Raw genomic sequence first — 25,883 nt, 5'->3', positions numbered from 1 at the left:
CGATCAGCCTTTCAGCTTGACCGCGGTCTGGGCCACCAGCTCGCCCTGGTAACGGGCAATGGTCAGTTCTTTATTGGAAGGTTGACGCGAGCCGTCACCGCCAGCGATGGTCGAGGCACCGTACGGCGTGCCGCCATTTACTTCCGAAATGTCGAAGAACTCGCCGATACCGTAGCCGGTGGGCACGATGATCATTCCGTGGTGCGCCAGAGTGGTCCAGGTCGAGGTAATGGTCATCTCTTGACCGCCGCCGGTGCCGGTTGAAGTAAACACGCTGGCAACCTTGCCGTGCAGCGCGCCCTTGGCCCAGAGCCCACCGGTCTGATCGAGGAAGGTACGCATCTGCCCGGACATGTTGCCGAAGCGAGTCGGCGTACCAAAGATGATCGCGTCGTAATCGGCCAACTCGGCCGGATTGGCGACCGGTGCCTGCTGGTCGACCTTGCCGCCGGCACTCTTGAAAGCCTCTTGCGGCATAGTTTCCGGCACGCGCTTGATGGTCACTTCAGCGCCTTCGACACGACGCGCACCTTCGGCCACTGCATTGGCCATGGTTTCGATGTGGCCATACATTGAGTGATACACCACGAGAATCTTCACCATTTTCAGTTTCCTCTTCCTGGGTTGTGTTCCGGTTTGAGTAGTGGAAGTCGATATGTTCAGCGAACGTCGACCAGCACGATTTCACTGTCTTCCAACGCCTTGATGCTCAGCTGCTTCTCATCTCGCACTGCCACCCCATCACCTGCCGCCGCGATTCGCTCCGCGACTTCGATACGCCCGCTGGCCGCAACCATGTAAACCTTCCGGTCCGCGCCAATCTGGTATTCGGCAACCTGACCGGCAGAAAGTGTCGCCGCAACCAGGCGGGCGTCGGCTCGAATGGACAAGGCATCACCGTCCTCTGCCATCCCGCTGGCCAAGGTAACGAAGCTGCCGGCGCGCTCACCGGCCGGGAAAGGCCGAGTGCCCCAGGCCGGTGGCAAGCCGGACTGATCCGGGTAGATCCAGATCTGGAAAATCTCGGTGGTCTCGTCTTCCAGGTTGTATTCGCTGTGGGTGATGCCGGTGCCGGCGCTCATCACCTGGACGTCACCCGCCACGGTTCGGCCGCGGTTGCCGAGGCTGTCCTCATGGGTGATCGCGCCTTTGCGCACGTAGGTGATGATTTCCATGTCGCGATGCGGGTGGCTCGGGAAGCCGGAATGCGGTGCGATGCTGTCGTCATTCCAGACCCGTAAGTGTCCCCAGTGCATGCGGGCCGGGTCGTGGTATTCAGCGAAGGAAAAGTGATGACGGGTATCTAACCAACCATGCTGAGCGCTGCCGAGCTCGGCGCGGGGGCGAATGTCGATCATTTGAGAGGCCTCTAAACGGTGGCCGACTCGGCGACAGGCGCGCCGAGTGACGGAATGAGGTGATCTTCTATTGAATCGCCGATTACATGGTTGGATTTTTCTGTACGAACCTATCGCTATGATCGATATATCCGCCGCGCGATGGACGATTTCAGGCGAGAAACGCCAGCACTTCTTCCAATAGCAGCTCGGGCACTTCTTCCGGCAGATAGTGCCCCGCTGGCAGGGCCTTGCCCTGAACGTCTGACGCAACCGCGCGCCATTCCTCAAGCGGATCGAAACAACGCTCGATCACACCCTTGGCACCCCACAGCACCAGCAACGGCGCGGCGATCATTCGCTTGGCGGCACGGTCTTCGCGGTCATGGTCGAGATCAATGCCGGCGCTGGCCCGATAGTCCTCGCAGAACGCATGAACGGTGCCGGGCAGCTTCATGCATCGCAGGTACTCGGCGAACGCGCCCTCGCTGAACGGATGCACATGATCGGCGCGGGTGGCCACGGCGGTGCGCAGGATCATTTCGGGGTCGGCCTCGAGCAGCGTTTCCGGCAGCGGCGACGGACGAATCAGGAAGAACCAGTGCCAGTAGGCGCGAGCAAAGGTTTCGTCGGTCTGACTGTACATAGCCAGGGTCGGCGCGATATCGAGCAGGATAAGCCGCCGCACGGCCTGCGGGTGATCCATGGCCAGCCGATGACTGACCCGCGCCCCGCGGTCGTGGGCGAGCAGGTCGAAGCGCTCGAAGCCCAACGCGCGCATCAGCTCCACCTGGTCGCGCGCCATCTCGCGCTTGCTGTAGGCGATATGATCCTCGCCGCCTTCGGGCTTGCTGCTATCGCCGTAACCGCGCAGGTCAGCCGCCACAACGGTGAAGCGCTGAGCCAGCTGATCGGCCACCTTGTGCCAGATTACGTGCGTCTGCGGGTATCCGTGCAGCAAGAGCAGAGGCGGACCGGAGCCGCCCTTGCGATAGTTGATCCGAACGCCGTTGACCTCACACTCGTTACGCTGGAACTGCTCGAACATGGGACTGCTCCTGAGGGAAGAGCCCTAAGCCTAGGCGTAGCCGGGCCAACCGCAACAGCTGCCGATGCAACAGAAACCCTCAGCCCAGCACCAGCGGCAGGAACAATGCGATCAGAATGCCCAGCAGACTCATCCCCAGCGCCGCGAATGCGCCGCACTCGTCACCTTCCTCCAGCGCCCTCGCCGTGCCGATGGCGTGCGCGTTGATGCCATAGCTCAAGCCTCGTGCCGCCGGATGATCGACGCCGGCCCAACCCAGCAACAGCGGCCCAAGCGCGGTGCCGATGACCCCGGTGAGCATGACGAATACCGCTGCCAAAGACGCCAGACCACCCAGCTGTTCAGCCACCAACATCGCGATCGGCATGGTCGCTGCCTTGGGCGAGAGGCTCATCAGCACCGACAGATCCGCACCCAGCGCGCCGGCGATCGCCAGGGTCAGCGCAACGCCGAGTACACCACCAAACACCAGCGTAATGAGGATCGGCCAGAACAGCTGCTGGATGCGGCGGATATGGCGGTACAGCGGCACGGCCAGCGCCACGGTCGCCGGACCGACCAGCACGGCGATCATCGAGGCGTCGGCGCGATAGCTCGCATAGTCGATGCCACACAGGTAAAGCGTGCCAACCACCAGCAGCATGCCGATCATGACCGGCTGCAACACCAGCCAACCACTGCGTCGGTACAACGCCAGTGCCAGTTGAAAGGCAATCAACGTCAGCGCCACTGAGAACAGCGGATGATCAAGGGTCAGCGTCCAAACGCTATGCCAGTCGACGCCGCTCATGCCTGATCCTCCCTTCGGCGGTCCATGCGCCGAATCAGCCGCTGCATCAACCAGCCGCAGAACGGCACGGTCACCACCAGCGACAACACCAGCCCGGCGGCAATCGCCGGCAGGTCTGCAAGCAAGGCCTCGCTGCTGGTCATGATCCCCGCCGCCGGCACGATCAACAGCAACGGCAGATACTGCAGCAGCAGCGCGGCGGTCTTTTCCAGCGGCTCGGGAATGCCGCGGCGCAGCAACAGCAGCCCGAACAGCAGCACCATGCCGATGATAGGACCGGGCAGCGCTGGCAGCAGCGAGAGATGGATGACGCTGCCAAGCAGCTGCAGTACGACCAGCCAGGTCAGGCCTTTGAGAATCATTGAGGGTCCTATCAAAACGGTTGAGCGGAACGGGTAATCATGCAGGGAACGGCCGCTGACAGCACGCATCGGCCACACGCGAGCGACTATGACTTGCCTCGCTCGCCTCGAAACAGGTGCAGATGCGCACGGAAAAACCGCATCAGCTGATTGCGCGGACTGTGGCCTAGCGTCGCACGGTGCAGGCACGGTGCAGCGACCACATTACCGAGGTCGTCGCCAAACCCCTACGCTACGAGGGCGCACGCCTTGGATGGCCCGTCGGATGCAGATCCAAACCAGCGCAGCGACCATCTGATGCGTATTTTTCAGCAGTACCTGAGCCTGTTATGCGAAACACCCTGATCAGATCATCGGCGCCGCCTGATATAGCCTGACAGGGGCACCCCAATGACCGAACGCATCCGCGCAACAATCATCGACACCGTTGATCCACGCAAGCCGATACGCCTGACCCCGGCACAGGCGGGCGGGCCGATTCACACCCGCAGTTTTGCCGGCCTGTTCCGCAATCTGCGCCTAGTCGGCGGCGGACTATTGTTTCTGCTCTATTTCGGCACCCAGTGGCTGACCTGGGGCGGACGCCAGGCGGTGCTATGGGATTTGAACAAACAACAGTTCCATATCTTCGGGGCGACATTCTGGCCGCAGGATTTCATCCTGTTATCGGCGTTGCTGATCATCGCCGCCTTCGGCTTGTTCTTCATCACTGTGCTCGCGGGTCGAGTCTGGTGCGGCTACGCCTGCCCACAAAGCACCTGGACCTGGGTGTTCATGTGGGCTGAGAAAGTCACCGAGGGTGATCGCAGCCAGCGAATTAAACTGGACGCCGCCCCGCTGTCATTCAGCAAGCTGCTACGACGCACTGCCAAGCACGCCGTCTGGCTTGCCGTAAGCCTGGCCACGGCGATTGCCTTCGTCGGCTACTTCACCCCGGTCCGTGAACTGGTCATCGATCTGTACAGCCTGCAGCTGGGCGGAACCGCCGCGTTCTGGCTGTTCTTCTTCACCGCCGCGACCTACATCAACGCCGGCTGGCTGCGTGAACAGGTGTGCGTGCACATGTGCCCCTATTCGCGCTTCCAGAGTGTGATGTTCGATGCCGACACGCTGGTGGCGTCCTACGATGCCGCCCGGGGTGAACAACGAGGCGCGCGGCGCAAAGACGCCAACCCAAAGGCCGAAGGCCTTGGCGACTGCATCGACTGCACACTGTGCGTGCAGGTCTGCCCCACCGGTATCGATATCCGCGACGGCCTGCAACTCGATTGCCTGAGCTGCGGTGCCTGTATCGACGCCTGCGACAGCGTCATGGACAAGATGGGCTACGCCCGAGGGCTGGTCCGATATACCTCCGAACGTGCGCTTGAAGGCGGCCAAACTACGCTGCTGCGACCGCGCCTGATCGGCTATGCTGGAGCGCTGGTGATTATGATCGGCGCCTTCGTCTGGGCGTTGGAAGCGCGACCGACGTTATCCCTGGATGTAACCAAGGATCGCACCCTCTACCGAGAAAATATCGAGGGCCAGATCGAAAACATGTACAGCTTGAAGGTGATCAATAAAACCCAGCAGCCGCACGACTATCTGATCACCCTGGGCGAAGGCCCCTACGAGCTGCACGGCCCGCACCAGATCAGTCTCGCCGCAGGCGAGATCGTCGATATCCCGGTCAGCGTGGCGCTCGTTGACGACAATGTGAACGCGCACGAGAAGCTGCACTTCTCGGTCACTGACGCGAGCGACCCGACACGCCAGGTAACGGCTCCGAGTAGCTTCATTGCACCAAGCGTTCGATAGGATGGTGGCAGTTCGCATGCGCCCGCTCACGCGGCTGACCGATATTGCCCCTTGCTGAAGCTGAAGCAGATGAAGCGCTACGAGAAATTCGCTGACGAAATTGCCGAACTGATCCGCTCCGGCGTGCTGGCGCCGGGCGAAAAGGTGCCGTCCGTGCGCCATGCCAGTCGCACCTACGGCGTTAGTCCCTCCACCGTGTTCCAGGCGTACTACCTGCTAGAGGATCGCGGATTGATTCAGGCCCGGCCGCGCTCGGGCTATTTTGTTCGCGAGCACGCCAGACGCCTGCTTCCCGAGCCTGAGATCAGCCCACGACTGAGCGAAACCACCGATGTCGACGTTAGTGAACTGGTGTTCTCGGTGCTCGCCTCGCTGCGCGATCCGGACACCGTTCCGTTCGGTTCCGCCTTCCCCAGTCCCGACCTGTTTCCCCTGCAACGCCTGGCCCGCTCCATGGCACACACCGTGCGCGAGATGCCGGGGCGTGAGGTGATCGCCGAGATGACTACCGGTCACCCTGACCTTCGCCGGCAAATCGCCCTGCGCTATATGGTCAGCGGAGTCATGCTGCCGTTGGACGAACTGGTAATCACCACTGGCGCGATGGAAGCGTTGAACCTCTGCTTACAGGTGGTCACCGAACCGGGGGATCTGGTCGCCATCGAAGCGCCCGCGTTCTACGCCACCTTGCAGGTGCTGGAGCGGCTCAAACTTAAAGCTGTGGAAATCCCGGTGCATCCGCGTGACGGAATCGACCTGGGCACCCTGGAAAGCCGCCTGGGCAGCCTGCCAATCAAGGCCTGCTGGTTCATGAGCAGCCTGCAGAATCCGCTCGGTGCGAGCATGTGCGAGGCAAACAAAGAGAAACTCTATGCGCTGCTGCAGCGCCATCAGGTCCCGCTGATCGAAGACGACGTCTACGCCGAGCTGTACTTCAACCAGGAGCCGCCGAAACCGGTCAAGAGCCACGACCGTGACGGATGGGTAATGCATTGCGGGTCTTTTTCCAAAAGCCTGGCGCCGGGTTACCGGATCGGCTGGGTGGCGGGCGGGCGCTATGCCGAACAGATCAGCCGCCTCAAGCTGATGACGACGATTTCTCCCTCGGTGCCGGCCCAAGCGGCTATCGCTGATTATCTGCAACATGGCGGCTACGACCGCCATTTACGTAAACTGCGTCATGCACTGGAACGTCAGCAGGGCGAAATGTTTGCCTCCGCCGCGCGTCACTTCCCTGCCAGCACCCGGGTAACGCGGCCCAGCGGCGGCTACTTCCTCTGGTTCGAATTTCCCGAGGGAGTCGATTCGCTGCAATTGTTGCAGCTGGCGCTCGCGCAGGGCATCAGTCTCGCTCCAGGCCCGATCTTTTCAGCCACCCGGCGCTTTCGCAATTGCGCACGCCTGAACTACGGCCATCCTTGGGACAAGCGCAGCGAGGACGCGATGGAGCTGCTCGGGCGGATCGTGAAGTCGTTCTAGCGCCCGGTTCAATAGCGGCGCTGCATGACGCGAGCGCGCCTGTTTCACAACCGGGAACTACACCTCAATCGTGCCTTTCAGATACAACACCGCATGCCCGGCGACAAAAACCCGCTCGCCTTCGACCCGGCAGTGCAGCAAACCGCTGCGGCGCGAGGCCTGCAGCGCCAGCAACTGCGTCTTGCCCAGCCGTTCGCTCCAGTAAGGAGCAAGGCCTGCATGGATGGAGCCGGTGACCGGGTCCTCGTCGCCGCCATTGGCCGGCCAGAAATAGCGCGAGACGAAATCCTGCTGACGTCCCGGCGCGGTCGCCACGACATCCAGTGGCGCCAGTGACTTGAGCAGCGCGAGATCGGGTGATAGCTGTCGCACCTGATCTTCATCTTCGTACACGGCAAACCAGGCCTGGCTGCTTTTCAACACCGTCTGCGGCAAGGCACGAAGGCCATTGAACAGCTCGACCGGCGGGTTTTCGACGGGTTCCGGGGCACGGTTGGGAAAGCTCATCTCCAGCAAGCCATCGTCCAACTGAGCGACGCTGATATCACCGACCGCGGCCGCACGGAAGACCAGCGGAGCCGTCGCCAGCTTCTGCCCCAATAGAACGAAAGCACTGGCCAAGGTGGCGTGCCCGCAGAAATCGATTTCGGTGATCGGTGAGAACCAGCGAATGTGAAAAGCCCCATCAGGCTCACGCACGAGAAAGGCGGTTTCTGACAGATTGTTTTCCACGGCAATGGCCTGCATCTGCGCGTCACTCAGCCATTGCTGAAGCGGCACGACCGCAGCGGAGTTGCCTTTGAACAGCTCATGAGTAAATGCATCGACCTGATAGATCGGCAGTTTCATCGTCGTCCCTCAATCCCATGCAAGCCCCCGATTGGGCCCGCGAAAAGGATGAGTGTCGCCGAGCGCGGAGTCTTCGGCAAAGGCCATCTGCGAGAAGAGATCAGAGCGGTCTGGTATCCCCGACCGCTCGACTCGCTATCGTCAGGACTTCTTGGTGCTCGCCGTCAGCGTCGGCTCCAGTGGCGCACCAACTGGCTGGCATTGCGTCTGCGCGCCGGGTTGCAGGTACGGCTGCAGGATCGGCGCCATGCCTTTGAGCACCTGCACCGGCAGCGCCGAGGTAAAGCGGAAGCTGTCCGCGCCGCGCCCTGGAACATAGGCGGTCAGCGTGCCGAAGTGGTTCGGCCCGAGGTAGAACACGAAGGTTGCGGTGCGATTCAGAGCCAGCGAGCTGATCAGCCGGCCGCCGGCCCCAACGGTCTGGATCCGGTTGTCACCCGTTCCGGTCTTGCCACCAACACGCAGGGCTTCACCGTCAGCCTGCACAAAGCTGCCACGCAGGCGCCGCGCCGTGCCCCCCTCGACCACCGTTGCAAGCGCTTCGCGCAAAGCCGTCGCAACCTCACTCGGCAGCACCCGCACACCCACATCCGGCTGGATGCCGAGGCGAGTCTCGTACGGCGTGTCACTGGCGAAATGCAGGCTGTCGATGCGCACGCTCGGCAGCCGCACGCCGTCGTTGACGATGATGCCCATCAACTCGGCCAGCGCCGCCGGACGATCACCTGAACTGCCCAGCGCGGTGGCCAGCGACGGCACCAGATGGTCGAATGGATAGCCCAGACGCTGCCAACGGCGATGGATATCAGTGAACGCCTCGACTTCCAGAATGATGCGGATGCGGCTGTCCCGTGCGCTCTTGTGGCGACTGCGGAACAGCCAGCCATACACTTCCTGGCGCTCGGCGCTACTGGCCGCGATCACTTCGGTAATACCCGCCTCGGGATGCTTGATCAGATAACCCAGCAGCCATAGATCCAGCGGATGGACCCGGGCTATGTAGCCTTGATCCGGCAAGCTGTACGACCCCGGCGCATAGCGCTCGTACAGCGAGTCGAGCGCCTTGTCGGTGAGGTCCGCAGTCGGCAGTCGGGCCTTGAGGAATCGCTCGAACGCTACGCGATCTGCCTCGGGCATCAGATAACGATGCACCGCAGCCAGCCTCGATGGGGTTGGCCGCATGCCGTCCAGCAGTGCTTCGATGCGTTCGTCTGCACTCTTGTCGCGGTACTTGCGCCAGAAGCGCTGGAGAAACACCGAGCCCTCACGGTCAGCAAAGCGCTGCAGGTATTCCCGCCGCTCGGGATTGTCGTCAGTTCTGAGCAACTCGGCGCCGTTGGAAGTCTGATAGGTGCTGTAGCTCACCAGATCACGCATCAACCGAACGAACGGCAGGTTGATCGACTCCTGCAGGGCTTCACGCATGGTCGGCAGGCGGCCATCGTCCTGATGACGGAAGTTGCCGAACCGGTGCATACCGGCGCCCGTGAAGAAGCGCTCGGTCGGGCTGGCCGAGTAGCGCCGTTCCAGCGCGGCATCAAGCATCGCCGGCAAGTTGCGATCCTCATGCTGAATAAGATACGCCAGGGCCCAGCGGGTCAGCGGATCCAGCGCCTCGGCCTTGCGCAAGGTGGCGGCATCGCTCGTCGCGTAGCGCTCGTGCAGCTCGGCAACAACCTCGAGATAAGTCGTCAGTACCCGCAGCTTCGCGGTCGAGCCCAGCTCCAGCTTGCTGCCCTCGTTGATATCGAACGGCTGGTTGGTGTTATCGGTCTGCACCCGCACGCGAAAGCCCTGCTCGCCGCGCTCGAACAGTGTGAAGCTGTAGCGCACGTCGCCGGTACGCTCAGGTGACAACATGCGCTCGCCGAACAAACCAGCCTCGCCCGCGAACGCCGGATCGGCCAGTCGATGCAGGTAGTTGCTGATCTGCCCCTGCAGTTCACCGTGCAGCGGCGTGGTCGCGGCCAGATCGAGACGATCGAGTTCATACAACGAAACACCCAGCAGGTTGCTGAGGCGCATCCGAGCCGCCGTGATGCCTTTGCTGGAAGGCACCTCTCGGATACCCGGCTCGAGGCGCAGGTCCCGGAACACAACCTTCTGCTGCAAGGCGGCATTACGCAGCCGTGTATTGATGACGCCGCCGTTGGCCAACAGGCGGATATGACTGTCGGTGAGTTCCGCCATGTCGTCGCGCCCTGCCCCGAGGTAATACGACGGGCGCCGCTGAGCGATCAGCAGCGAGAGCACCTGACGCAGCGCCAGCCCCTGCGTTTCATAGCTAACGCCCGCGTTACGGCGAGCATCGAGCACCCGGTTGACCTCGGCAAAATCGGCGCCGTACCAGAGGCGCAGACCGTCGGCGATGCCGTGCACCTCGCCGTGACCGTAGGCGGCCGAGAGCGGCACGCTGTTGAGGTAGTCACGCACGATGCGCTGCCGGGTGACCATGGTCTGCTGGCCTTCGCGGTAGGTACGGACGCTGGCAGAAATCATCTGCCGAATCTTTTCCTCAGCATTGCCAGTGCGCCCTTCTGGCGAATGACGGTATTTCTCCACCTGCGTTGCCAAGGTACTGCCGCCAGCCGCCTGGACCGGCAGGCCGAGCTTCTTCTCGACCTGGCTGACCGCCGCCATGGTGAAACGTGGCCAATCCACCGCGGGGTTGGCTCGTGGGCGGCCGGCGTCGAGCAGTCCGCGATCCTCGATGAACAGCAGGCTCATCGCGATGACCGGCGGTACGTCATCGAAGGTCTCGTAGTATTGGTGCGGATAACTGTTGGCATACAGGGGCTCGCCTCGACAATCGTCGATGGTCAGTCCTGCCTGGGATTTCTCCGGATACGGTACGAAGAAGCCGCGGTTCACGTAGCGCAGCAACGCCGGCGAAAAACTCACCTGCTGCTGCACGCTGAACCCCCGTTGGGTCAGCCGTTCCAGGAACGTCGGCAAGGCCGCATAGCCCAGACGGCGGTCGAATGGTCCTGCCTCGGGAAATTTGATACTACGGCTCGCACCGGGCTCGAGCTGGTAGTCCAGATTCTCGGCGTAACGGTTAAGCCACAGCGCCTGCAGTTTCGAGGTGTGCATCTCATGCCAGGCGGCATAACCGCCCCCGGCAAGCAATGAAACGCCCAGGAACACACCCATGCGGCGCGCCAGACGGCTGCCGTGCGTACGTGTTCGCCCAGGCTTGTCAGCAGATGGCGCGCGCTTGCTGCCCTCTGCCCGAGATGTGTCGTTTCGCCATACTGCGCCCATCGTTTCCGGCCTGGCTTCTGATAGAAAAATACAGGCTTAAGCTTAGCTGTCGAGGCATCGCTCGACGTGCTCGAACAGACGAACGGAAGGGCTCAAAACGGCGGTCTGCGAACGAATTTCAGGGCTAGTTCAATGGCGCAATCACTCGACCCAACGGGGATAGAAACCGAGGCGAGCCTGCAGCCGGACATCCTGCAATCGGTAGACCTCGGCGGGCAGCGCCTCCGCGCGGCTTTCGGAGCTCAGGGCATCCCCTCGAAAGAAGAAACGTCGACCATCATCGAGAGTGAGAAACAGGCCCAAGGCACCATGACCGGCCAGCTTCACCAGCACTAGCCGTTCGTCGCCAAACAGATCGAGACTCTCCCCGAACCCGTAAACAGCGCGGCGTTCCAGGCGAAGTGGCTGCCACCTGACCCCGTGAGAAAACTGCCCCGGTATGACCGCGGGCGGTGTGGCACTTTGCGCGTAGCGAATGCTCTCCGGACTTGCGAGCACCGGGAGTTCGGCAAAATCCACCAGGCCAGAGGCATGATTCCAGCGCGCGCAGCCCAGCACCACCCGGTCGATGGCGAAGCCATCCCCATCGAACTGGTCTCGCGCCGGCTGCACTGCGCTGTAGCGTTTCGCGCGCCAGGGGATTACGCCGTTCAGCTGAGCGTCGATTTGCCGTCCGAGACCCGTACCGAACAACAGGCGGCTACCCCTGTGTTCGATCAGCACGGCGACATGATTGAACTCGGCTGACGGCAGCGAACCACCGTCACGCCAGGCATATTCACCGCTGGAAATAGTCCGCCCGGTTTGGACGAGGCTGAAGCGCAACTCCGCAGCCGATAAAGCGCCGGAGAAAAGTATCAACAACACAGCCAGACTCTTCAGGACACGCATGGCTCAAACTCCCGTTCCAGGCAGAAACGGCGAACTGTCATGCCCAGCAAATGCCAGCGGCAGACGTGAGCGCCGCAGTGTCCAGTGACCGGGCTCCAGCGCGAGCAGGCGTTCGGCGCCAGGCAGAGCCGAAACACCCAGCGCTGCGTACTGCTCGGGCCAGACTACTTCTGCCCGGGCCTGTAGCTGGAGCAGATCTCCAGTGGCGAAATCGATGAACAGCAGACCGCAGCGGGGTTCACGGACCAGATTGCCAAGCGTGTTGAACAGCCGATTTCCACTGTAATCCGGCATCCAGAGTCGGCCGTCCCGACCGAGCTCGACGAAGCCCTGCGGCCCGCCACGGTGTGAGACGTCTGCACCGCCGCCCTCCGGGTCCCGGCTGTCGCTGGCGATAAACAGGGTGTCCGCCTGCCTGACCAGGCCCAGCCATTCGTTGGCCAATCCATGTCCTTCGAGCGTCTGCCCCGGCTGGCGCGGAGCCGTATGCCACTGTCGCGCCTGGATGTACTTCGGGCAATTGCCGAATGCCTGCGCCACGGCCACGCTGAAGCCTTGCGCATCGCGTTGGAGGATTCGTCCGTTCAACCTGTTTCGACGGCGCGTCGGCCAGTCCAATCCCAACAAGCCAACGGGGCTGTGCGGTTGCAGCAATGGTGCAATCGGATCATCCGCCTGCATGCTGGCCTCGACACACAACAAGCCCGGGTCCGGCGACCAGGCAAACCCGGGTTCGCCACAGAGCACCGAAGCATAGGGTTGCCCTTCGCTGTCTGATGCAGCGACCAGTAATGCTGGCAGCTGTGCGAAGAACTCCCGGTGCTGTTCCGGCATGACCGAGTGGATCATTCGACTGCCGATCTGCTCGGCTTTTTCGCGCACGCCGACACGGCTCTGTACCCACTGTTCGCCGGCATGGAAAGGACTGGCCATGGCGCTTGCCTCCTTACTCCAGACCGGGCATGCCGACGTAACCCGGCAGCTGGCGAATACGTGAGCACCACGCCCTAACTGCGGCAAACGGTGCGAGATCGAGACCGCCCTCCCCGGCCAGCGCCGCATAGGGGTATATCGCGATGTCAGCGATGCTCGGGCCGGCCGTTTCAGCGAGCCAAGCGTGCTGCGCAAGCTGTTGTTCAAGCAGGCTTATGGCGGCCACGGCACGGTTTGCGGCTAATGCTTCGTCGATTGGCCTGCCGAACAGACGCCCCGCACGGGCAGTGGCTGGGCCATGGTGCATCTCGTTGGCCGCGAAGCTCAGCCAGCCGACGATGCGCGCCTGAGCCAACGCATCCTGCGGGAACCAGGCTTCATCGGCATATCGCCGCGCCAGATAAACGAGGATGGCCTGAGAGTCGATCACGCGGAACTCGCCGTCCTCAAGTACCGGCACCTGCCCGCTTGGGTTGGTCGCCAGGAACGCTGACTGCCGGTGCTCACCCTTGAGCACATCCACCGGCACCCGTTCAGCCGTTTGGCCGATCAAACCAAGAAACAGGCGAACCTTGTAGCAATTGCCGGACAGGGTCATGTCGTAGAGTTTCATCGTGTCGCTCCTTGAGGATGGGCCTGAATCAGGCACGACTGGATAATAGACAGACCTGTCTGTACACTGCAAGCGCAATGTATGGGTCAGCGGACAATTGGAGGGAACAGTTTCGCTCCCGCATAATGGCCGGCCGAGGAGACCTACATGGCAACCAACAAGCGCGACCTGCTGCTCGCCACTGCGGAGCGGCTGTTCTACACAGAGGGCTACCACGCTACCGGTATCGATCGGATTCTCAGCGAATCGGGCGTGGCCAAGATGACCCTGTATAAGCACTTCAAGTCGAAGGACGAACTGATCCTGGCGGTGCTGGAAGCGCGCCAGCTGCCGATGCTCGAGCGTTTGCGAGAGGCGCGCAGCGCGTTGCCGCCGCGCAAGGCGCTGCTGAGCGTTTTCGATGGACTGAACAACATGATTCACAGCCCAACCGCGTTCTGTGGCTGTCTGTTCATCAACGCAGCGGCCGAATATCTGGATCGAGAACACCCGATCCATCAGCGCGCAGCGGGATACAAGGCGCAATTTCAGCACCATCTGCGCGAGCTGCTGGAAGCACTCGATGCACCGCTGCCTCAGCAGCTTGCACGCCAGTTGCAATTTCTTATCGAAGGCGCACTGAGCATGGCGCACATCGAAGGCCCGGATGACCAGGCGCTGCTGGCCAAGGCCTCAGCGGAGCAGCTGCTGCAGGCCGCCGGCGTCTAAGCGGACGCCGACTCCCATTCAGGACTCAGCTTTGAGGCGCTTCCTTGACCCGGAACCAGGCGGCGTAAAGCGCTGGCAAAAACAGCAATGTCAGCGCAGTCGCGACGATTAACCCGCCCATGATCGCCACCGCCATCGGTCCGAAGAACACACTGCGTGACAGCGGTATCATCGCCAACACCGACGCCAGCGCTGTCAGCACGATGGGCCGGAAGCGCCGCACCGTGGCATCGATGATGGCATTGAAACGATCCTGCCCCGCGCCAATGTCCTGCTCGATCTGGTCCACCAAAATCACCGAGTTGCGCATGATCATGCCGGACAGAGCGATGGTGCCGAGCATCGCTACGAAACCGAACGGCTTGCCGAACAACAATAGGAACAGTGCTACGCCAATCAGCCCCAGCGGTGCGGTCAGGAACACCATCGCCGAACGTGAGAAGCTTTTCAGCTGCAGCATCAGCAGGCTCACCACAACAATGATGAACAGCGGCATTCCGGCATTCACCGAGGCCTGGCCGCGACTGGAGTCCTCGACGGTACCGCCGACTTCCAGCAGGTAACCGCTGGGCAGCGCCTCGCGTACCTCACTCAGGGTCGGCTCGATCTGTTGCACCAGCGAGGCCGGCTGCTGATCGCCATAGATGTCGGCACGCACCGTTACCGTCGGCATCCGATTGCGATGCCAGATCACGCCCTCTTCGAAGCCGTATTCCAGGGTTGCGACCTGCGACAAAGGCACACTGCGGCCGCTGGCCGTGGGAATCGCCAGACTGGGCAACATCGACAGGGTTTCGCGTTCGCGTGCGGTGCCACGGATCAGGATCTCGATCAGCTCGTTATCTTCCCGGAACTGGCTCGCCGTGGTGCCGGTGAAGGTGCGCTTGAGGAAGTTCGACAGTTCAACCGTACTGACGCCCAACGCACGGGCACGATCCTGATCCACGTTCAGCCAGACCACCTTGCTCGGCTCCTGCCAGTCGAGATGGACGTTAGCCACATAGGGGTTCTCGCGCACCTTGGCCGCGACCTGACGTGCCAGCTTGCGCACCACATCGATATGCTCACCAGTGACCCGGAACTGCACCGGATAGCCCACGGGCGGACCGTTTTCCAGGCGACTGACGCGGCCGCGCAAGGTCGGGAAATCTTCCCGCAATCGCTCGATCAGCCAGCTACGTAACGCCTCACGCTGCTCGATACTGTCGGCCAATACCACGATCTGAGCGAAGCTGGTGGCCGGCAACTGCTGATCCAGCGGCAGGTAAAAGCGCGGCGACCCGCTGCCGACATAGGCCACATAATTGTCGATGCCGGCGCGGTCCTTGAGCATCTCCTCAAGGCGATGGACCTCGGCTTCGGTGGCCTTGAGCGACGCACCTTCAGCGAGCTTCAGATCGACCATCAGCTCCAGACGACCGGAGGCGGGAAAGAACTGTTGCGGCACGATACGAAACAAGCCGATCGCGCCAACGAACGCCAACAAGGTCAGGATGATGACCGTCTTGCGCCGCTGCACGCACCAATGGATCACGCGCCGCACGCGCTGGTAGAACGGCGTCGAATACGGGTCGTGCCCCTGTTCGCTGCCGCCATGCTTTTGCGCATGACGCTTGGCCAGATCGGGTAGCAGCTTCTCGCCCAACAAGGGCACGAACACTACCGCGGCGATCCAGGAGGCGATCAGGGCGATGGTCACCACCTGGAAGATCGAGCGGGTGTATTCGCCCGTACTGGACTGTGCGGTGGCGATCGGTAGAAAGCCCGCTGCGGTGATCAGCGTACCGGTGAGCATCGGAAAGGCCGTGCTGGTCCAGGCGTAACTCGCAGCCTTGAGTCGGTCGAAGCCCTGCTCCATTTTGATCGCCATCATTTCCACGGCGATGATCGCGTCGTCCACCATGAGTCCCAACGCCAGCACCAGCGCACCCAGGGAAATCTTGTGCAGACCGATGTCCAGGTAATGCATGGCCGCGAAGGTCATGGCCAATACCAGTGGGATCGACAGCGCGACCACCAGCCCCGTACGGACACCCAGCGAGAAGAAGCTCACCAGCAGCACGATCACCAGGGCCTCGATCAGCACCTGGACGAACTCGCCCACACCTGTCTTCACGGCCGCCGGCTGGTCCGAGACCTTGCGCAACTGCATGCCCGCCGGCAATTCCTGCTGCAGTCGTGCGAACGCCTCTTGCAGCGCCTCGCCGAGCACGAGGATGTCGCCTCCGGGTTTCATCGACACCGCCAGGCCGATCGCCGGTTCGCCCATGTAGCGCATGCGTGGCGCGGGCGGATCGTTGAAACCGCGATAGACCTCGGCGACATCACCGATGCGGAAGGTGCTGCCGGCGACCCGGATGGGGAAGTCGCGAATTTCCTTGACCGTCTCGAAGCTACCGGTGACGCGTAGCTGAACACGGTCACTGGGTGTCTCGACGAATCCCGCCGACATGACGGTGTTCTGCGCTTCGAGCGCCTGTTTGACTGCCTCCAGCGGCACGCCGAGATTGGCCAGCTTAACGTTGGAAAGCTCAATCCAAATCTTCTCGTCCTGTAGACCGATCAGCTCGACCTTGCCGACGTTTGCGACACGCTGCAGCTGTAACTGGATGCGATCGGCGTAATCCTTGAGCACGGCGTAATCAAAGCCTTCGCCGGTCAACGCATAGATGTTGCCGAACGTGGTGCCGAATTCATCATTGAAGAATGGCCCCTGCACACCGGCGGGCAAGGTGTGGCGGATGTCGCCGATCTTCTTGCGGATCTGATACCAGAGGTCAGGGATCTGCTCGGAGTGCATGGAATCGCGCGCCATGAACGTCACGTTGGATTCGCCCGGACGTGAAAAGGACACGATGCGCTCGTACTCTCCCGTTTCCATCAGCTTCTTTTCGATGCGCTCGGTGACCTGCTGCGAGACTTCTTCGGCAGTCGCGCCGGGCCACTGGGTCTGAATTACCATCGCCTTGAAGGTAAAGGGCGGGTCCTCGCTCTGACCGAGCTTGCTGTAAGAGAGCGCCCCGACCACGGCCATCAACAGCATAAGATAGACAACGATCTGCCGGTTACCCAGCGCCCAGGCGGAAAGATTGAAGCGCATCGTGATTACTCCTGCGCTGCCAGCACGACCGGACGGTTATCACGATCGACCGCCCTCACCGCCTGGTTCTCGTGGAGCATCTGCACACCCGCCAACACAATCCAATCGTCGGCCTGCAAGCCTTTGAGAATCGGCACCGAGGATTCACCGAAGGCCCCCGTTTGTACGACGACGCGCTCAAGAGTGGCGTCCTCCCTGACTCGCCAGACGTAAGCGTTGCCCTGCTCGGCCGTGACTGCCGAAAGCGGCACAGCCAAGGGCACCTCGCCATTGCTGCGGATCGACACCAGCGCGCTCTGGCCAAGTTCGGCAGGCACCTCGGCATCCTCGAAGGCAACGCGCGCTGAGTAGGTCCGGGACTGGGCGTCGGCAGCTGGCGATAGCTCGCGGATGTGGCCGGCATACGTCTTGCCCGGCTGCGACCAGATTTCCACCGACACCGGTTGGCCGACAGAGTAGCGTTCCAGCGCCTGCTCCGGCAGGTTAATGGCCACCTCGCGTTCGCCATCGGCAGCCAGGACAAACGCCGTCTGACCAGCGCCAACTACTTGCCCCACCTCAACCCGACGCTGAGCAACCACGCCTTCGTGCGTCGCTCGCAGGATGGCGTAGCCGACCTGGTTGTTGGCCACGTCGAATTCCGCACGGGCTTGTTGCAGACGTGCCTGTGCTGAGCGATAGGCGTTTTCAGAAGAGTCGAATTGCGAGCGACTGACCAGTTGGCGATCCATCAAGGTCTTGTAGCGCTCATGCTCGGCGCGGGCGACCCGTAAGTTGGCTTCCGCCGCCGCCACCTGAGCACGCATACCCTCGAGTTGCAGTCGCACATCCTGCGGATCGAGCTTAGCCAATGGTTGGTCCTTGCTCACCCGCTCGCCGGCTTCGACCATCCGCTCCGTGACCTTGCCTGCAATGCGAAACGCCAGTTCGGGTTCGTAGCGCGCATGCACCTCGCCCGGATAGCTTTCAAAGGCCTCACTGGCAGGCTGTGGCTGAACCACCATCACCGGCCGCGTCGAGAGTTGCTCAGGCTCACCATTGCCGCAACCGGCAAGCAAAACGAAACCAAAAACACCGAGGAAGGGCAAGGCATGTCGGAACACGTCGAATCTCTCTCTGTCGCGAGGCGGGTTCTAATACTTATACTGCGCGGTATAGTAAGTCAGGGTGCCATAGGGTGTGAAGGAGGCATTGCACCGTTAAGCAATACCAGCCTGAAGCCCCATAAACGCCCTATTCCACCCTCGATTGGTACAGAAAGTGGTACGAGTACCAACACCATCTCAGCCCGTCCGGGCAACCCTAATTCCCCTTCGTTACTTCCATCGCCCACTCCTGCAGCGCGGTCAGTTTCACAGCGCAGGCGTCGGCGTCTCCGGTGATGGCGACAATACGTCGAGCATCTTCTTCGTGAATGTCGGCTCGCTGGGCTCCATCATCCAGGCGGCCGGCGACGGAACTCCCGGGCAAGTCGGCTCCAGTAGCTGGACAGGCGGCGCGGACTGACAGCCGGCGAGAGCCATCAGCCACAGCAGCAGACAGCCGATCAATTTCTTGCTGTGCATGGCGCAGCTCTCCGTATCGTTGTTGGTCGAGGGTGCTTAGGCGCTGCTGAAGGGCTTTTTGCTCACCGGCCAGCACCACCAGCTTTTGTGCATATTCGCGGCTGATAGCCTCTCGATAGGCTGCATGTTCTGCATTCAGGTCAGAAATGATCGCCGCCGCCCACCAGCCCCGCACGACCATTCCAGCGCCAAAGGCAACCGCAAAAGCGGCAGCTAGAGCGATCAGCTTGTACTGCTTGAGCAGGGCGATCATGCCATCACCTCCCGCACGGCTGCGGCGAATCGTGCCGGCCAACGTTCAGGGTGAGGCCGGCCAGGCCGCCAAGTCCGAGCGTAAAGATCCCAGCCGCCCGCAGCATCATGCTCGCCAGGCAGCGGCTTCGGATCAGTCCAGAGCAGCAGCCGGCCGAACACGAAGGCAAGCACGTCGTCACGCTCGAGCGCAGCCCATACAGCGGCAGGCTCCGGCGCAACACCTCGAGCAGCACACACACGTCGGGCATGTTCGCGGCTCGATGGGTGATTCAGCACGCCGCGCACGCCGCCACCTTGTTCGAATTGCAGTAGCCCGCGCGCCGGCCCGGTCGGCCACTGACGCCGGCGTTGCTCAGGGTCTTCCTGCTGCGTGATAGCCAGCAACATAATCTCAGCCTGCTGACTATTCATCCGCGCAGGCAGCAGCGCGAGAGCGGGCGCTATGGCTCGCTCCCGTAGTTCTGAGAGGGTCATGGGTAATCCTTGGGCAATAAAAAGCCCCGGCTGGCGGGGCTGTTAGGCGTCAGAGCGCTGCGACGTTGACCATCGAGCAGCCGATCTCCGGCTGCTTGTTGATGCCGCGACGGTGATAGAAGACGGCGCAGATGCGGCCGGCATCCGTCTCGCTGACGAAAGGCTGGCCGCCATCGGTGGAATACATTCCCGCCAAGCTCGTGCGAGTCCCCCAAGTCAGCGCGTCGGTCGAGCGAACCATCGTTATGCCTGTAGTATCGACTCCAGCGACACGATCGCCCGATCCGCTGAAACCACTGACACCCGCGCGGTCGCCTACTGCCAGAATGTAGGATCCGTCCGACAGCTTCATTAGGTTTGGCTGGCGACCGTTTACCGTAGTTGTCGGGATCGCTACCGGCGCACTCCACGATGTTCCGTTGTTGGCGCTGGTGATGTAATAGAGCGGATTTCCTGCGCCGAGGTCTTCACGCACTACGGCGACCAGGTTGTCGCCAGTTGTGCGGACCATGTCCGCCTCGCTGTAGTTGCGCCCGGCAGTGGCGAACATCAGTGACCTGAAAGTCCAGGTTACCCCGCCGTCAGAGGACTGGAACATAGCCGTCTGCGTGTTAGTGCCGTTCGACCCATAGCCGGTACGATACAAGACGGTGCCGGTCGGTGACGGTATCGGGCGCGACCACAGCGCGTAGGTGACACCGCCGCTCTCGACTGTACTGACGCTGGTCACCGCCAGGGTTCCGGAGTTGTTCTTGATCGTCCAGACTTTCAGCACCACAGATGCGCCGGACGCCAACAGGCCGGAAAGCAACGTGGTGTCGTAGGTGCCAGACCCGTTCTCGGTAAAGGTGACGCTACTCCAAGTCAGTCCGCCATCGTCAGAGCGAATCATGACCTGCCGCTCGGACGATGCGTGCGCAGGGCCGTCGCTGTAGAGGCCGACAAGCGAGCTTCCCAGCTTCACGATATACGGGAACGCGCAGTATTGCGAAGGCGCCGCCGAAACCCGCTTTGTACGGAAATCGGTCAGCTGCACGAAAACCGAGTTCCGCGGGTCACGCGGAAAGATGCAGTTGTTGTTGCTAAGGTCGTTCGCAGTGAACTCGAACTCGCGGGTAACGCCAAGGGTAATAGGCATGATGCTTCCTTAAAAAAGTACGTCGGCGGCCCACTGGCAGAGGTAGCGAGTGCCGTCCACTGCCGCAGCGTTGTTTGTGATCGATACGCCAGAGTCGGAAACGTCGAATGCGATGCCAGAGAGAAAAGTGCTGGCCGCAGGATTCAGCCAGCGCGAACGAATGCCGGAGCTTGGCGCCAGGAACTGAACGCGGGGCGGCGCGATCATGCGCGGAGCGAAGCGAACATTAGCGTGCACTGCCCAGTTCACCGCGGCGCCATTTGCAATGGAGGTCACCGCGCCCTGATGGGTATTCGAGCCAACAGGCACGCCATAGGGGTAGCTGGCCTGATACCGAGTCGCCGCCTTGTTCAGCAGCGCAGCGAAGTCCGGGCGCGCTGCTGGGTAAACTCTGCGACCCGGGTAAATGCACGCATCTTCAAGCTCAATGAAGTCGCTCGTGCCCGCCGTGCCGGTGAAGCGCACCACTACCACGATCGCTAGCTGCGTCATGTCGGACGGCACGTCTAGGGTCAGCGAGTACGGCACGTCCGGTTGATTGAGGCCCGGCAATACATCGGCAGTCGCCAACACCTCGTGCCCATTCGTGTAGTTCCCCACGGACGATAGAATCGGCTGCTCCGGCTCGACCGATCCCTGCACCCGATATGTAATCGTAGCGCCGGAGTAATCTGCACCACGGCGCGCGAAAAGGTGCATTGTGCAGCGCTTCCCGCGGAGAGGCTTCGTCTCCTCGGCGGTCAGGTTGATGCAAACGGTATGGTTTGAAGTATCGGTGTCGCCGGCGTTTCGCTGTATACGCAGAGCATCCGCAGCCTTTTGCCCGTCCGCGTGCGTGATAGTCGTCCCGGCCGCAAAGCCAGCACGCCCGTGGGTGACGCCTGCCGGAAGCTGGACACGTTCCGTCGTACCGGCAGTAAGCGCGTGCCCCATCGGCCAGCAGGCGAAGAAACCAGCCCAGGCGGCGTTTTCTTTGGGGGTTGAGAGTGCGTCGAGAATCGCTTTGCCGAGCGTACCGTCTGCGTAAGTGCCGCCCAGGTCCATGCCGATAAGGCCGGCGCCTTCATTGGTTGCAAGTGCTAACCGCAAAGACTCGTCGCCGACGTCGAGCAACAACGGCGCATCATCAACCCACACCCCGGACAGCTCTAGAGGAAAACTGGCCGGCATTTTTACGCGATAGACAGAGCCGTCGTAATCAATCAGCTGCGTAGGGCGGTCAACAGTAAGCAGTTGCCCATCTACGTATATCAGGTGCGTCGATTCGAAACCGGAAGCAGCCAGGAACGCCGTGAAATCAGCTTCCATCCCTGCCCAGCTTTTGCGCGGCACGCCTAGCCGATCCAGGTAGGAAGGCTCAGGCCCGACGATAAGCTTGTCGAAATTCTGCGCGTTGTCGTACAGGTCTCGCGGATCGGTCGACGGGACATTGTTGCCGGTATTGAAAGTCATGCGTTTACTCCAGGCGAACGAAATCGCACGGCGTCCGTGTGGGCCGTGTCCGGTATGTGTTGGCGAATAACTTTTATATTCCGTCGTAATTGCCGGAACAGTCGGTTATAATTTGCGAAACAATCAAGAGGCTTAACTTAATGTCCGCTGAGCCAATCGCCACAACTGTTTTAAATGCGCTTATTGCTTACGATTCTTTAACAGGAGAACTAACTTGGCTACATAGGAGCCATGATTCAGGAGCCTTTAACTCTAAGTTTGCAGGAAAGGTTGCTGGCTCGGTTAAATCAAACGCCTATGGCTATAGGCAGCGCAATATTAGGATAACCATTGATGGGAACAAAGCAGTAACACTAAATGCCAGCAGGGTTGCCTGGCAGCTCTTTTATGGGGAAGAGCCTAGCCATGAGATTGACCATATAGACGGCAACGGACTGAACAACAGAATAAACAATCTCCGTTGCGTGCCACGCTGCATCAATATGCAGAACAAATCCAAATACCGAAGCAATACGAGCGGAATAACCGGCGTTAGCTGGCACAAGCAGCGAGGAAAGTGGGCCGCACAAGCATGCATAGGCGGCAAGAACAGGCATCTAGGTCTATTTGAAACAAAAGAGGAGGCTGCAAAAAGAGTTATGGAGGCACGCATGCTTGCTGGATATACAGCTCGTCACGGCACTGACTCGCCCTATTCTGGGGGAAATGAATCATCATCCACATATACCTTATCTGAATAGTTTATCGCCTCGACCGAGGCGCCTTCTGTGCCGCTTGGCGATATGCCTGTGATTAGAACTGGATAACTCCAGCGGTTGAGCGGGCCAAACAGAAGATGCGGCGGCTCGATGCTCCAGCTGGTGTCCGGCTCGAAGTCCAAGCCGGTTATTGACAGGTGGTAGTCATCGATCTGCGTTGCCGGGTACGGACCAGAAAGCGTGCCGTCTGGCCGGCGAATACCGACCACATGCGCGCCGCCTGCAGACCAGTCGAAGGGCTCGGACGATTCGATAATTCCCCTGTCGTAACTGAGCATTATGGCGCTCTGGCCATACCCAGGAACGTCGTCGCCCACTGCGCAATAGCTCAGGTATCGGCTATTGAGCGCATCCAGCTCCGTCGCCCACTGATAACCCCAGCGCCGGTACTTCTGCGAACGACGCTGCCGCATGCCTATGCGCCACGCCTTTGTTCGACTCGTGACCCCTTCCAGCTTGATCTTCTCGACCTTCTGCCCGATGTCGCCAGGCAGGCGGCACTCTACGGTTTCCTTCTGCCAGGTCACGCCATCCACATATTCGACATCAACCCCATCGTAGTCATCTGGCTTACGGGCCGTGAATGACCTAGACAGCGCTTCGGTCATGTTCTGCGGGGTGTACATGTGCTCGAAGGTGGTTCGAGGCTCATCTCTCACCGGCCGGATCTTGCCTCGGTCGATGGTGATATCCGCAAAGCCCGCCGCCATCGCATCGACAATGCACTGCTTGACCGTGCTCATAGAGTCGACCGACGAATCAAAGTAATCGCCGCGCGCCGCCCATACATCGCCCAGACGGTCCAGCTCAGCCATATCAAGGTCATCGTCCGTGTAGCCGATTGAGCGGGCGACGTGTGCAATCCATGGCGCTATATCTCGCGTCGGGGTCTCGACATCCCAAGCCCCACCATTACGGACAGGCAGGACACGGGTTGCTTCCACTGATACCAGCTGTTCAGACTGAGCGGCGAGACGATTGCCGCCGCGCACGCGCATTGCCAGCAGCGTGACGCCTTCATAGCTGCTTGGGCCGTTCAGCCTGGACCGGAGGCCATACCACTGAACGCCGTCCTGTTTCTGCGTGCTAGTGGACTCGGCGCCGATACGCCGCATGCGGACCTCGGCACGCATCGCGTAAGGGAGAAGCGCGTTTTCCGTATAACCAAGTTGGTCTAATGTTTTCCCGCTGTAGGTCGTAAGTATCGAGGCCCAATCACCTGCTTGCTCGATGTCGCGATACTGAATTTCAACTGTGACGCTCACATCAACCGACTGGCCCTTGCTGCCTATCCTTATCAGGCCGCCTGGAAACATCACGTCCCACTCTAGCGCGGCAGTCAGCTCTCCATCGGGGCATGCCGCGAAAGGTCCACACCAGTCGCCCTCCTGAGTGGAGCCGTCCAGCGTAATCGATGCCAGCGTTGTCGATAGCGGCGAGAATCCGAGCCAGTCCAAGTCGGTAGATCCGGTGTCGGTCATTCGCTCGACAGATATTGCGTCGGAGCTTGCCGCCAACAACCTGTAGCGCAGGCCGCGGTATCCAATCCCCATCTGTACGCTGCCTGTCAGCATCGATGTGACAGGCTCCCCAGCGTCGTAGCTAAGCGTCATCTGGTCCGGGTCGCTTTCCGTTGCGCCTGGCGTGAACGATTCGACGACATACATACCCTCGTTGTCGCCGACGATCTCAATCAGCATTCCGGCAAACGGGGCAATCTGCGACAGGTCGCCCTCGATGATGTCCCGGCCAGCCCCTCCGTCGATCACAGTGTAGGGATACGCGACTTCAATCCGAGCAATCATCCCGGCAGCCCAGCCAGACGGAAAAGCGCCTGCACCGGACGGGATAGTCACAGTGTCACCATCGAAAAGATAAGAGGTGGCCGAAACGTCTGGCGTTACAGCAAACGTCGCTTTCAGCTGCAGGCCTGACGTACCCGTTGATGTCGCGCCAACTTCCGGGCAAGAGTTCCACCAGACAGCGCAGGGCTCATTGCTAAGATCGGCGCCAGGTTGGTACACCGTGAACTGCACGTCTTCGCCAAGCGAAATGACCGGAGTGTCGCCGATCAAGATCCGGCTTTCTGGTATGGAATGCTTTCCCTTGCCGACACACAGGAGCATGTCAACCCACTGTTCGCGCGGCGCTGTGAAATACCGACGCAGCGGGAGAAGGTAGTCAGGGTATACCTTGCGCTTGCCTGCAATTTCACGAATCGGCGCGTTTGTTTTGACCTGGTTGCCCTTGGTCGTCGCAAGATCAAGTTGGTTGCCTTGCGTTTGCCCGTTACGGTTCATCGACGCTGGCTTGGGCATCAACAGAACGGCGAGCACCGCGATAGCTGCTGCGATGTAGGCGCCGTAACTGACGAGGAATGCGCCAACGCCGGCCGCTTTTGGCTCTGGGTAGATGTCGACCGTATCAGAAGGCCCGAACTCGGCAGACTCCCATTCTGCCGGCTCAATCAGCGCACCATTGATGTTAACGCTGATCGGCGCCACATCAATCGGGCGATAGCCTTTGACATTGGCACGCAGCCAGGCATCGACGGTCATCGGCTCGACTGTGGAGTGCTCTTCCAGCGGCCCGCCATCAAGCTTGCTCGGATAGATATAGATCACGGCTTGTCCCTGTAGTAGATGACACGCAGATAGCTAGCTTCGAAGTCAGGAAGCCGCATCCAGCGAGCGCTTGTTCGGTCGTTGCGGATCTCAAGCGCAGCCAGGGCTCCGTCAATCTCAACCACAACGGCAACATGGATAACGATTCGCCCGCGGAATACGGCTGCAATAGCGCCAGGCTCTGGCTTGCACTCCTCCATCAGCGCCGCCTGCTCCTCATAGGCGCGTGTGAATGCGGCGGGCATGGTGTTACGCACGGCGCCGAATGAGGGCAGCAGTGGCAGCCCTAGCAGCTCGTGACGAACCGCCCTGACCAGCCCCCAGCAGTCATACCTATCCGGCCCGCGCGCACCATCCTCGTAGGTGGCGGCCAGGTATTTGCTCAGCATTGCTTTTCTCCGGGCATGAAAAAGCCCGCACTGGGCGGGCTTGTGTGTTTCGTC

The 25,883-nt window shown here is 61.1% G+C and carries 22 protein-coding genes; 4 read left to right on the top strand and 18 right to left on the bottom strand.

Annotated elements, in window-relative coordinates; all coding sequences use genetic code 11:
- Nucleotides 1-3: 3 nt before the first annotated feature.
- From wrbA to ACQKEK_RS02665, 5 genes are all read right to left on the bottom strand, one after another.
- On the bottom strand, nucleotides 4-603 hold the full coding sequence (gene wrbA, locus ACQKEK_RS02685; RefSeq protein ID WP_499140944.1) for an NAD(P)H:quinone oxidoreductase: 600 nt from the start codon (nucleotides 601-603) through the stop codon (nucleotides 4-6).
- Nucleotides 604-659: 56 nt separating this feature from the next.
- Nucleotides 660-1,358 carry a pirin family protein gene (locus ACQKEK_RS02680; protein WP_499140943.1) on the bottom strand — a complete coding sequence of 233 codons (699 nt, stop codon included), beginning with the start codon at nucleotides 1,356-1,358 and terminating at the stop codon, nucleotides 660-662.
- Nucleotides 1,359-1,509: 151 nt separating this feature from the next.
- Nucleotides 1,510-2,385 carry an alpha/beta fold hydrolase gene (locus ACQKEK_RS02675; RefSeq protein ID WP_499140942.1) on the bottom strand — a complete coding sequence of 292 codons (876 nt, stop codon included), beginning with the start codon at nucleotides 2,383-2,385 and terminating at the stop codon, nucleotides 1,510-1,512.
- Between the two features lie 79 nt (nucleotides 2,386-2,464).
- Nucleotides 2,465-3,175 carry an LrgB family protein gene (locus ACQKEK_RS02670; RefSeq protein ID WP_499140941.1) on the bottom strand — a complete coding sequence of 237 codons (711 nt, stop codon included), beginning with the start codon at nucleotides 3,173-3,175 and terminating at the stop codon, nucleotides 2,465-2,467.
- The gene (locus ACQKEK_RS02665; RefSeq protein ID WP_499140940.1) at nucleotides 3,172-3,537 is read right to left on the bottom strand and encodes a CidA/LrgA family protein; all 366 of its coding nucleotides are present in this window, start codon (nucleotides 3,535-3,537) and stop codon (nucleotides 3,172-3,174) included. The genes ACQKEK_RS02670 and ACQKEK_RS02665 overlap by 4 nt, the downstream gene beginning before the upstream one ends.
- Nucleotides 3,538-3,927: 390 nt before the next feature.
- Between ACQKEK_RS02665 and ccoG the strand changes: the two genes are divergently transcribed.
- Nucleotides 3,928-5,337, top strand: a complete 1,410-nt coding sequence (gene ccoG / locus ACQKEK_RS02660; RefSeq protein WP_499140939.1) for a cytochrome c oxidase accessory protein CcoG — start codon at nucleotides 3,928-3,930, stop codon at nucleotides 5,335-5,337.
- A 69-nt stretch (nucleotides 5,338-5,406) separates the two neighbouring features.
- A complete protein-coding gene (mapR, locus tag ACQKEK_RS02655) occupies nucleotides 5,407-6,816 on the top strand; it encodes a GntR family transcriptional regulator MpaR (RefSeq protein WP_499141336.1) in 1,410 nt (469 codons plus the stop codon).
- Between the two features lie 57 nt (nucleotides 6,817-6,873).
- Here the strand turns inward: mapR and ACQKEK_RS02650 are convergent, their stop codons facing one another.
- The 5 genes from ACQKEK_RS02650 to ACQKEK_RS02630 form a co-directional block, all read right to left on the bottom strand.
- Nucleotides 6,874-7,653, bottom strand: coding sequence for a PhzF family phenazine biosynthesis protein (locus ACQKEK_RS02650; protein WP_499141335.1), 780 nt, complete (start codon nucleotides 7,651-7,653; stop codon nucleotides 6,874-6,876).
- Between the two features lie 153 nt (nucleotides 7,654-7,806).
- The gene (locus ACQKEK_RS02645; protein WP_499140938.1) at nucleotides 7,807-10,929 is read right to left on the bottom strand and encodes a transglycosylase domain-containing protein; all 3,123 of its coding nucleotides are present in this window, start codon (nucleotides 10,927-10,929) and stop codon (nucleotides 7,807-7,809) included.
- A gap of 141 nt (nucleotides 10,930-11,070) precedes the next feature.
- On the bottom strand, nucleotides 11,071-11,820 hold the full coding sequence (locus ACQKEK_RS02640) for an MBL fold metallo-hydrolase (RefSeq protein ID WP_499140937.1): 750 nt from the start codon (nucleotides 11,818-11,820) through the stop codon (nucleotides 11,071-11,073).
- Nucleotides 11,821-11,823: 3 nt separating this feature from the next.
- Nucleotides 11,824-12,753: a flavin-nucleotide-binding protein gene (locus ACQKEK_RS02635; protein WP_499140936.1), complete on the bottom strand. Its 930-nt coding sequence runs from the start codon at nucleotides 12,751-12,753 to the stop codon at nucleotides 11,824-11,826.
- A 13-nt stretch (nucleotides 12,754-12,766) separates the two neighbouring features.
- On the bottom strand, nucleotides 12,767-13,366 hold the full coding sequence (locus ACQKEK_RS02630) for a glutathione S-transferase family protein (RefSeq protein ID WP_499140935.1): 600 nt from the start codon (nucleotides 13,364-13,366) through the stop codon (nucleotides 12,767-12,769).
- A 147-nt stretch (nucleotides 13,367-13,513) separates the two neighbouring features.
- Between ACQKEK_RS02630 and ACQKEK_RS02625 the strand changes: the two genes are divergently transcribed.
- On the top strand, nucleotides 13,514-14,074 hold the full coding sequence (locus tag ACQKEK_RS02625) for a TetR/AcrR family transcriptional regulator (RefSeq protein WP_241530558.1): 561 nt from the start codon (nucleotides 13,514-13,516) through the stop codon (nucleotides 14,072-14,074).
- Between the two features lie 25 nt (nucleotides 14,075-14,099).
- On the opposite strand, the gene ACQKEK_RS02620 is transcribed toward ACQKEK_RS02625, so the two are convergent.
- The 6 genes from ACQKEK_RS02620 to ACQKEK_RS02595 all read right to left on the bottom strand — a co-directional run bounded on the left by ACQKEK_RS02620 (nucleotide 14,100) and on the right by ACQKEK_RS02595 (nucleotide 22,058).
- The gene (locus ACQKEK_RS02620; RefSeq protein ID WP_499140934.1) at nucleotides 14,100-17,174 is read right to left on the bottom strand and encodes an efflux RND transporter permease subunit; all 3,075 of its coding nucleotides are present in this window, start codon (nucleotides 17,172-17,174) and stop codon (nucleotides 14,100-14,102) included.
- A 5-nt stretch (nucleotides 17,175-17,179) separates the two neighbouring features.
- Nucleotides 17,180-18,277 (bottom strand): efflux RND transporter periplasmic adaptor subunit, encoded by a 1,098-nt coding sequence (locus ACQKEK_RS02615; protein WP_499140933.1) that lies wholly within the window; start codon nucleotides 18,275-18,277, stop codon nucleotides 17,180-17,182.
- A 199-nt stretch (nucleotides 18,278-18,476) separates the two neighbouring features.
- The gene (locus ACQKEK_RS02610; RefSeq protein WP_392853251.1) at nucleotides 18,477-18,992 is read right to left on the bottom strand and encodes a lysis system i-spanin subunit Rz; all 516 of its coding nucleotides are present in this window, start codon (nucleotides 18,990-18,992) and stop codon (nucleotides 18,477-18,479) included.
- Nucleotides 18,989-19,468 (bottom strand): hypothetical protein, encoded by a 480-nt coding sequence (locus ACQKEK_RS02605; protein WP_392853253.1) that lies wholly within the window; start codon nucleotides 19,466-19,468, stop codon nucleotides 18,989-18,991. Before ACQKEK_RS02605 ends, ACQKEK_RS02610 begins: the two co-directional genes overlap by 4 nt.
- 49 nt (nucleotides 19,469-19,517) lie before the next feature.
- Nucleotides 19,518-20,606: an exo-alpha-sialidase gene (locus ACQKEK_RS02600; RefSeq protein WP_392853255.1), complete on the bottom strand. Its 1,089-nt coding sequence runs from the start codon at nucleotides 20,604-20,606 to the stop codon at nucleotides 19,518-19,520.
- A gap of 9 nt (nucleotides 20,607-20,615) precedes the next feature.
- A complete protein-coding gene (locus ACQKEK_RS02595) occupies nucleotides 20,616-22,058 on the bottom strand; it encodes a hypothetical protein (RefSeq protein ID WP_392853257.1) in 1,443 nt (480 codons plus the stop codon).
- Between the two features lie 140 nt (nucleotides 22,059-22,198).
- On the opposite strand from ACQKEK_RS02595, the gene ACQKEK_RS02590 reads away from it, so the two are divergent.
- Nucleotides 22,199-22,798, top strand: a complete 600-nt coding sequence (locus ACQKEK_RS02590) for an HNH endonuclease (protein WP_392853259.1) — start codon at nucleotides 22,199-22,201, stop codon at nucleotides 22,796-22,798.
- Here ACQKEK_RS02590 and ACQKEK_RS02585 read toward each other — a convergent pair.
- Entirely contained in the window at nucleotides 22,750-25,440 is a 2,691-nt protein-coding gene (locus tag ACQKEK_RS02585; RefSeq protein ID WP_392853261.1) for a host specificity factor TipJ family phage tail protein, read from the bottom strand. The two genes, ACQKEK_RS02590 and ACQKEK_RS02585, sit on opposite strands and share 49 nt — an antisense overlap.
- On the bottom strand, nucleotides 25,437-25,829 hold the full coding sequence (locus ACQKEK_RS02580; protein ID WP_392853263.1) for a hypothetical protein: 393 nt from the start codon (nucleotides 25,827-25,829) through the stop codon (nucleotides 25,437-25,439). Before ACQKEK_RS02580 ends, ACQKEK_RS02585 begins: the two co-directional genes overlap by 4 nt.
- Nucleotides 25,830-25,883: the final 54 nt, after the last annotated feature.

Source organism: Pseudomonas sp. NPDC077408, assembly GCF_050269105.1.
GTDB lineage: Bacteria > Pseudomonadota > Gammaproteobacteria > Pseudomonadales > Pseudomonadaceae > Stutzerimonas.
The sequence above is the reverse complement of the archived record's forward strand: the minus strand, read 5'-3'. Positions and strand labels throughout refer to the sequence as shown.

Excerpts from the sequence above, each read along its gene's own strand:
- wrbA (WP_499140944.1), bottom strand. The coding sequence starts at position 603 with ATGGTGAAGATTCTCGTGGTGTATCACTCAATGTATGGCCACATCGAA.
- ACQKEK_RS02680 (WP_499140943.1), bottom strand. The coding sequence starts at position 1,358 with ATGATCGACATTCGCCCCCGCGCCGAGCTCGGCAGCGCTCAGCATGGT.
- ACQKEK_RS02675 (WP_499140942.1), bottom strand. The coding sequence starts at position 2,385 with ATGTTCGAGCAGTTCCAGCGTAACGAGTGTGAGGTCAACGGCGTTCGG.
- ACQKEK_RS02670 (WP_499140941.1), bottom strand. The coding sequence starts at position 3,175 with ATGAGCGGCGTCGACTGGCATAGCGTTTGGACGCTGACCCTTGATCAT.
- ACQKEK_RS02665 (WP_499140940.1), bottom strand. The coding sequence starts at position 3,537 with ATGATTCTCAAAGGCCTGACCTGGCTGGTCGTACTGCAGCTGCTTGGC.
- ccoG (WP_499140939.1), top strand. The coding sequence starts at position 3,928 with ATGACCGAACGCATCCGCGCAACAATCATCGACACCGTTGATCCACGC.
- mapR (WP_499141336.1), top strand. The coding sequence starts at position 5,407 with ATGAAGCGCTACGAGAAATTCGCTGACGAAATTGCCGAACTGATCCGC.
- ACQKEK_RS02645 (WP_499140938.1), bottom strand. The coding sequence starts at position 10,929 with ATGGGCGCAGTATGGCGAAACGACACATCTCGGGCAGAGGGCAGCAAG.
- ACQKEK_RS02640 (WP_499140937.1), bottom strand. The coding sequence starts at position 11,820 with ATGCGTGTCCTGAAGAGTCTGGCTGTGTTGTTGATACTTTTCTCCGGC.
- ACQKEK_RS02635 (WP_499140936.1), bottom strand. The coding sequence starts at position 12,753 with ATGGCCAGTCCTTTCCATGCCGGCGAACAGTGGGTACAGAGCCGTGTC.
- ACQKEK_RS02630 (WP_499140935.1), bottom strand. The coding sequence starts at position 13,366 with ATGAAACTCTACGACATGACCCTGTCCGGCAATTGCTACAAGGTTCGC.
- ACQKEK_RS02625 (WP_241530558.1), top strand. The coding sequence starts at position 13,514 with ATGGCAACCAACAAGCGCGACCTGCTGCTCGCCACTGCGGAGCGGCTG.
- ACQKEK_RS02620 (WP_499140934.1), bottom strand. The coding sequence starts at position 17,174 with ATGCGCTTCAATCTTTCCGCCTGGGCGCTGGGTAACCGGCAGATCGTT.
- ACQKEK_RS02610 (WP_392853251.1), bottom strand. The coding sequence starts at position 18,992 with ATGATCGCCCTGCTCAAGCAGTACAAGCTGATCGCTCTAGCTGCCGCT.
- ACQKEK_RS02605 (WP_392853253.1), bottom strand. The coding sequence starts at position 19,468 with ATGACCCTCTCAGAACTACGGGAGCGAGCCATAGCGCCCGCTCTCGCG.
- ACQKEK_RS02600 (WP_392853255.1), bottom strand. The coding sequence starts at position 20,606 with ATGCCTATTACCCTTGGCGTTACCCGCGAGTTCGAGTTCACTGCGAAC.
- ACQKEK_RS02595 (WP_392853257.1), bottom strand. The coding sequence starts at position 22,058 with ATGACTTTCAATACCGGCAACAATGTCCCGTCGACCGATCCGCGAGAC.
- ACQKEK_RS02590 (WP_392853259.1), top strand. The coding sequence starts at position 22,199 with ATGTCCGCTGAGCCAATCGCCACAACTGTTTTAAATGCGCTTATTGCT.
- ACQKEK_RS02580 (WP_392853263.1), bottom strand. The coding sequence starts at position 25,829 with ATGCTGAGCAAATACCTGGCCGCCACCTACGAGGATGGTGCGCGCGGG.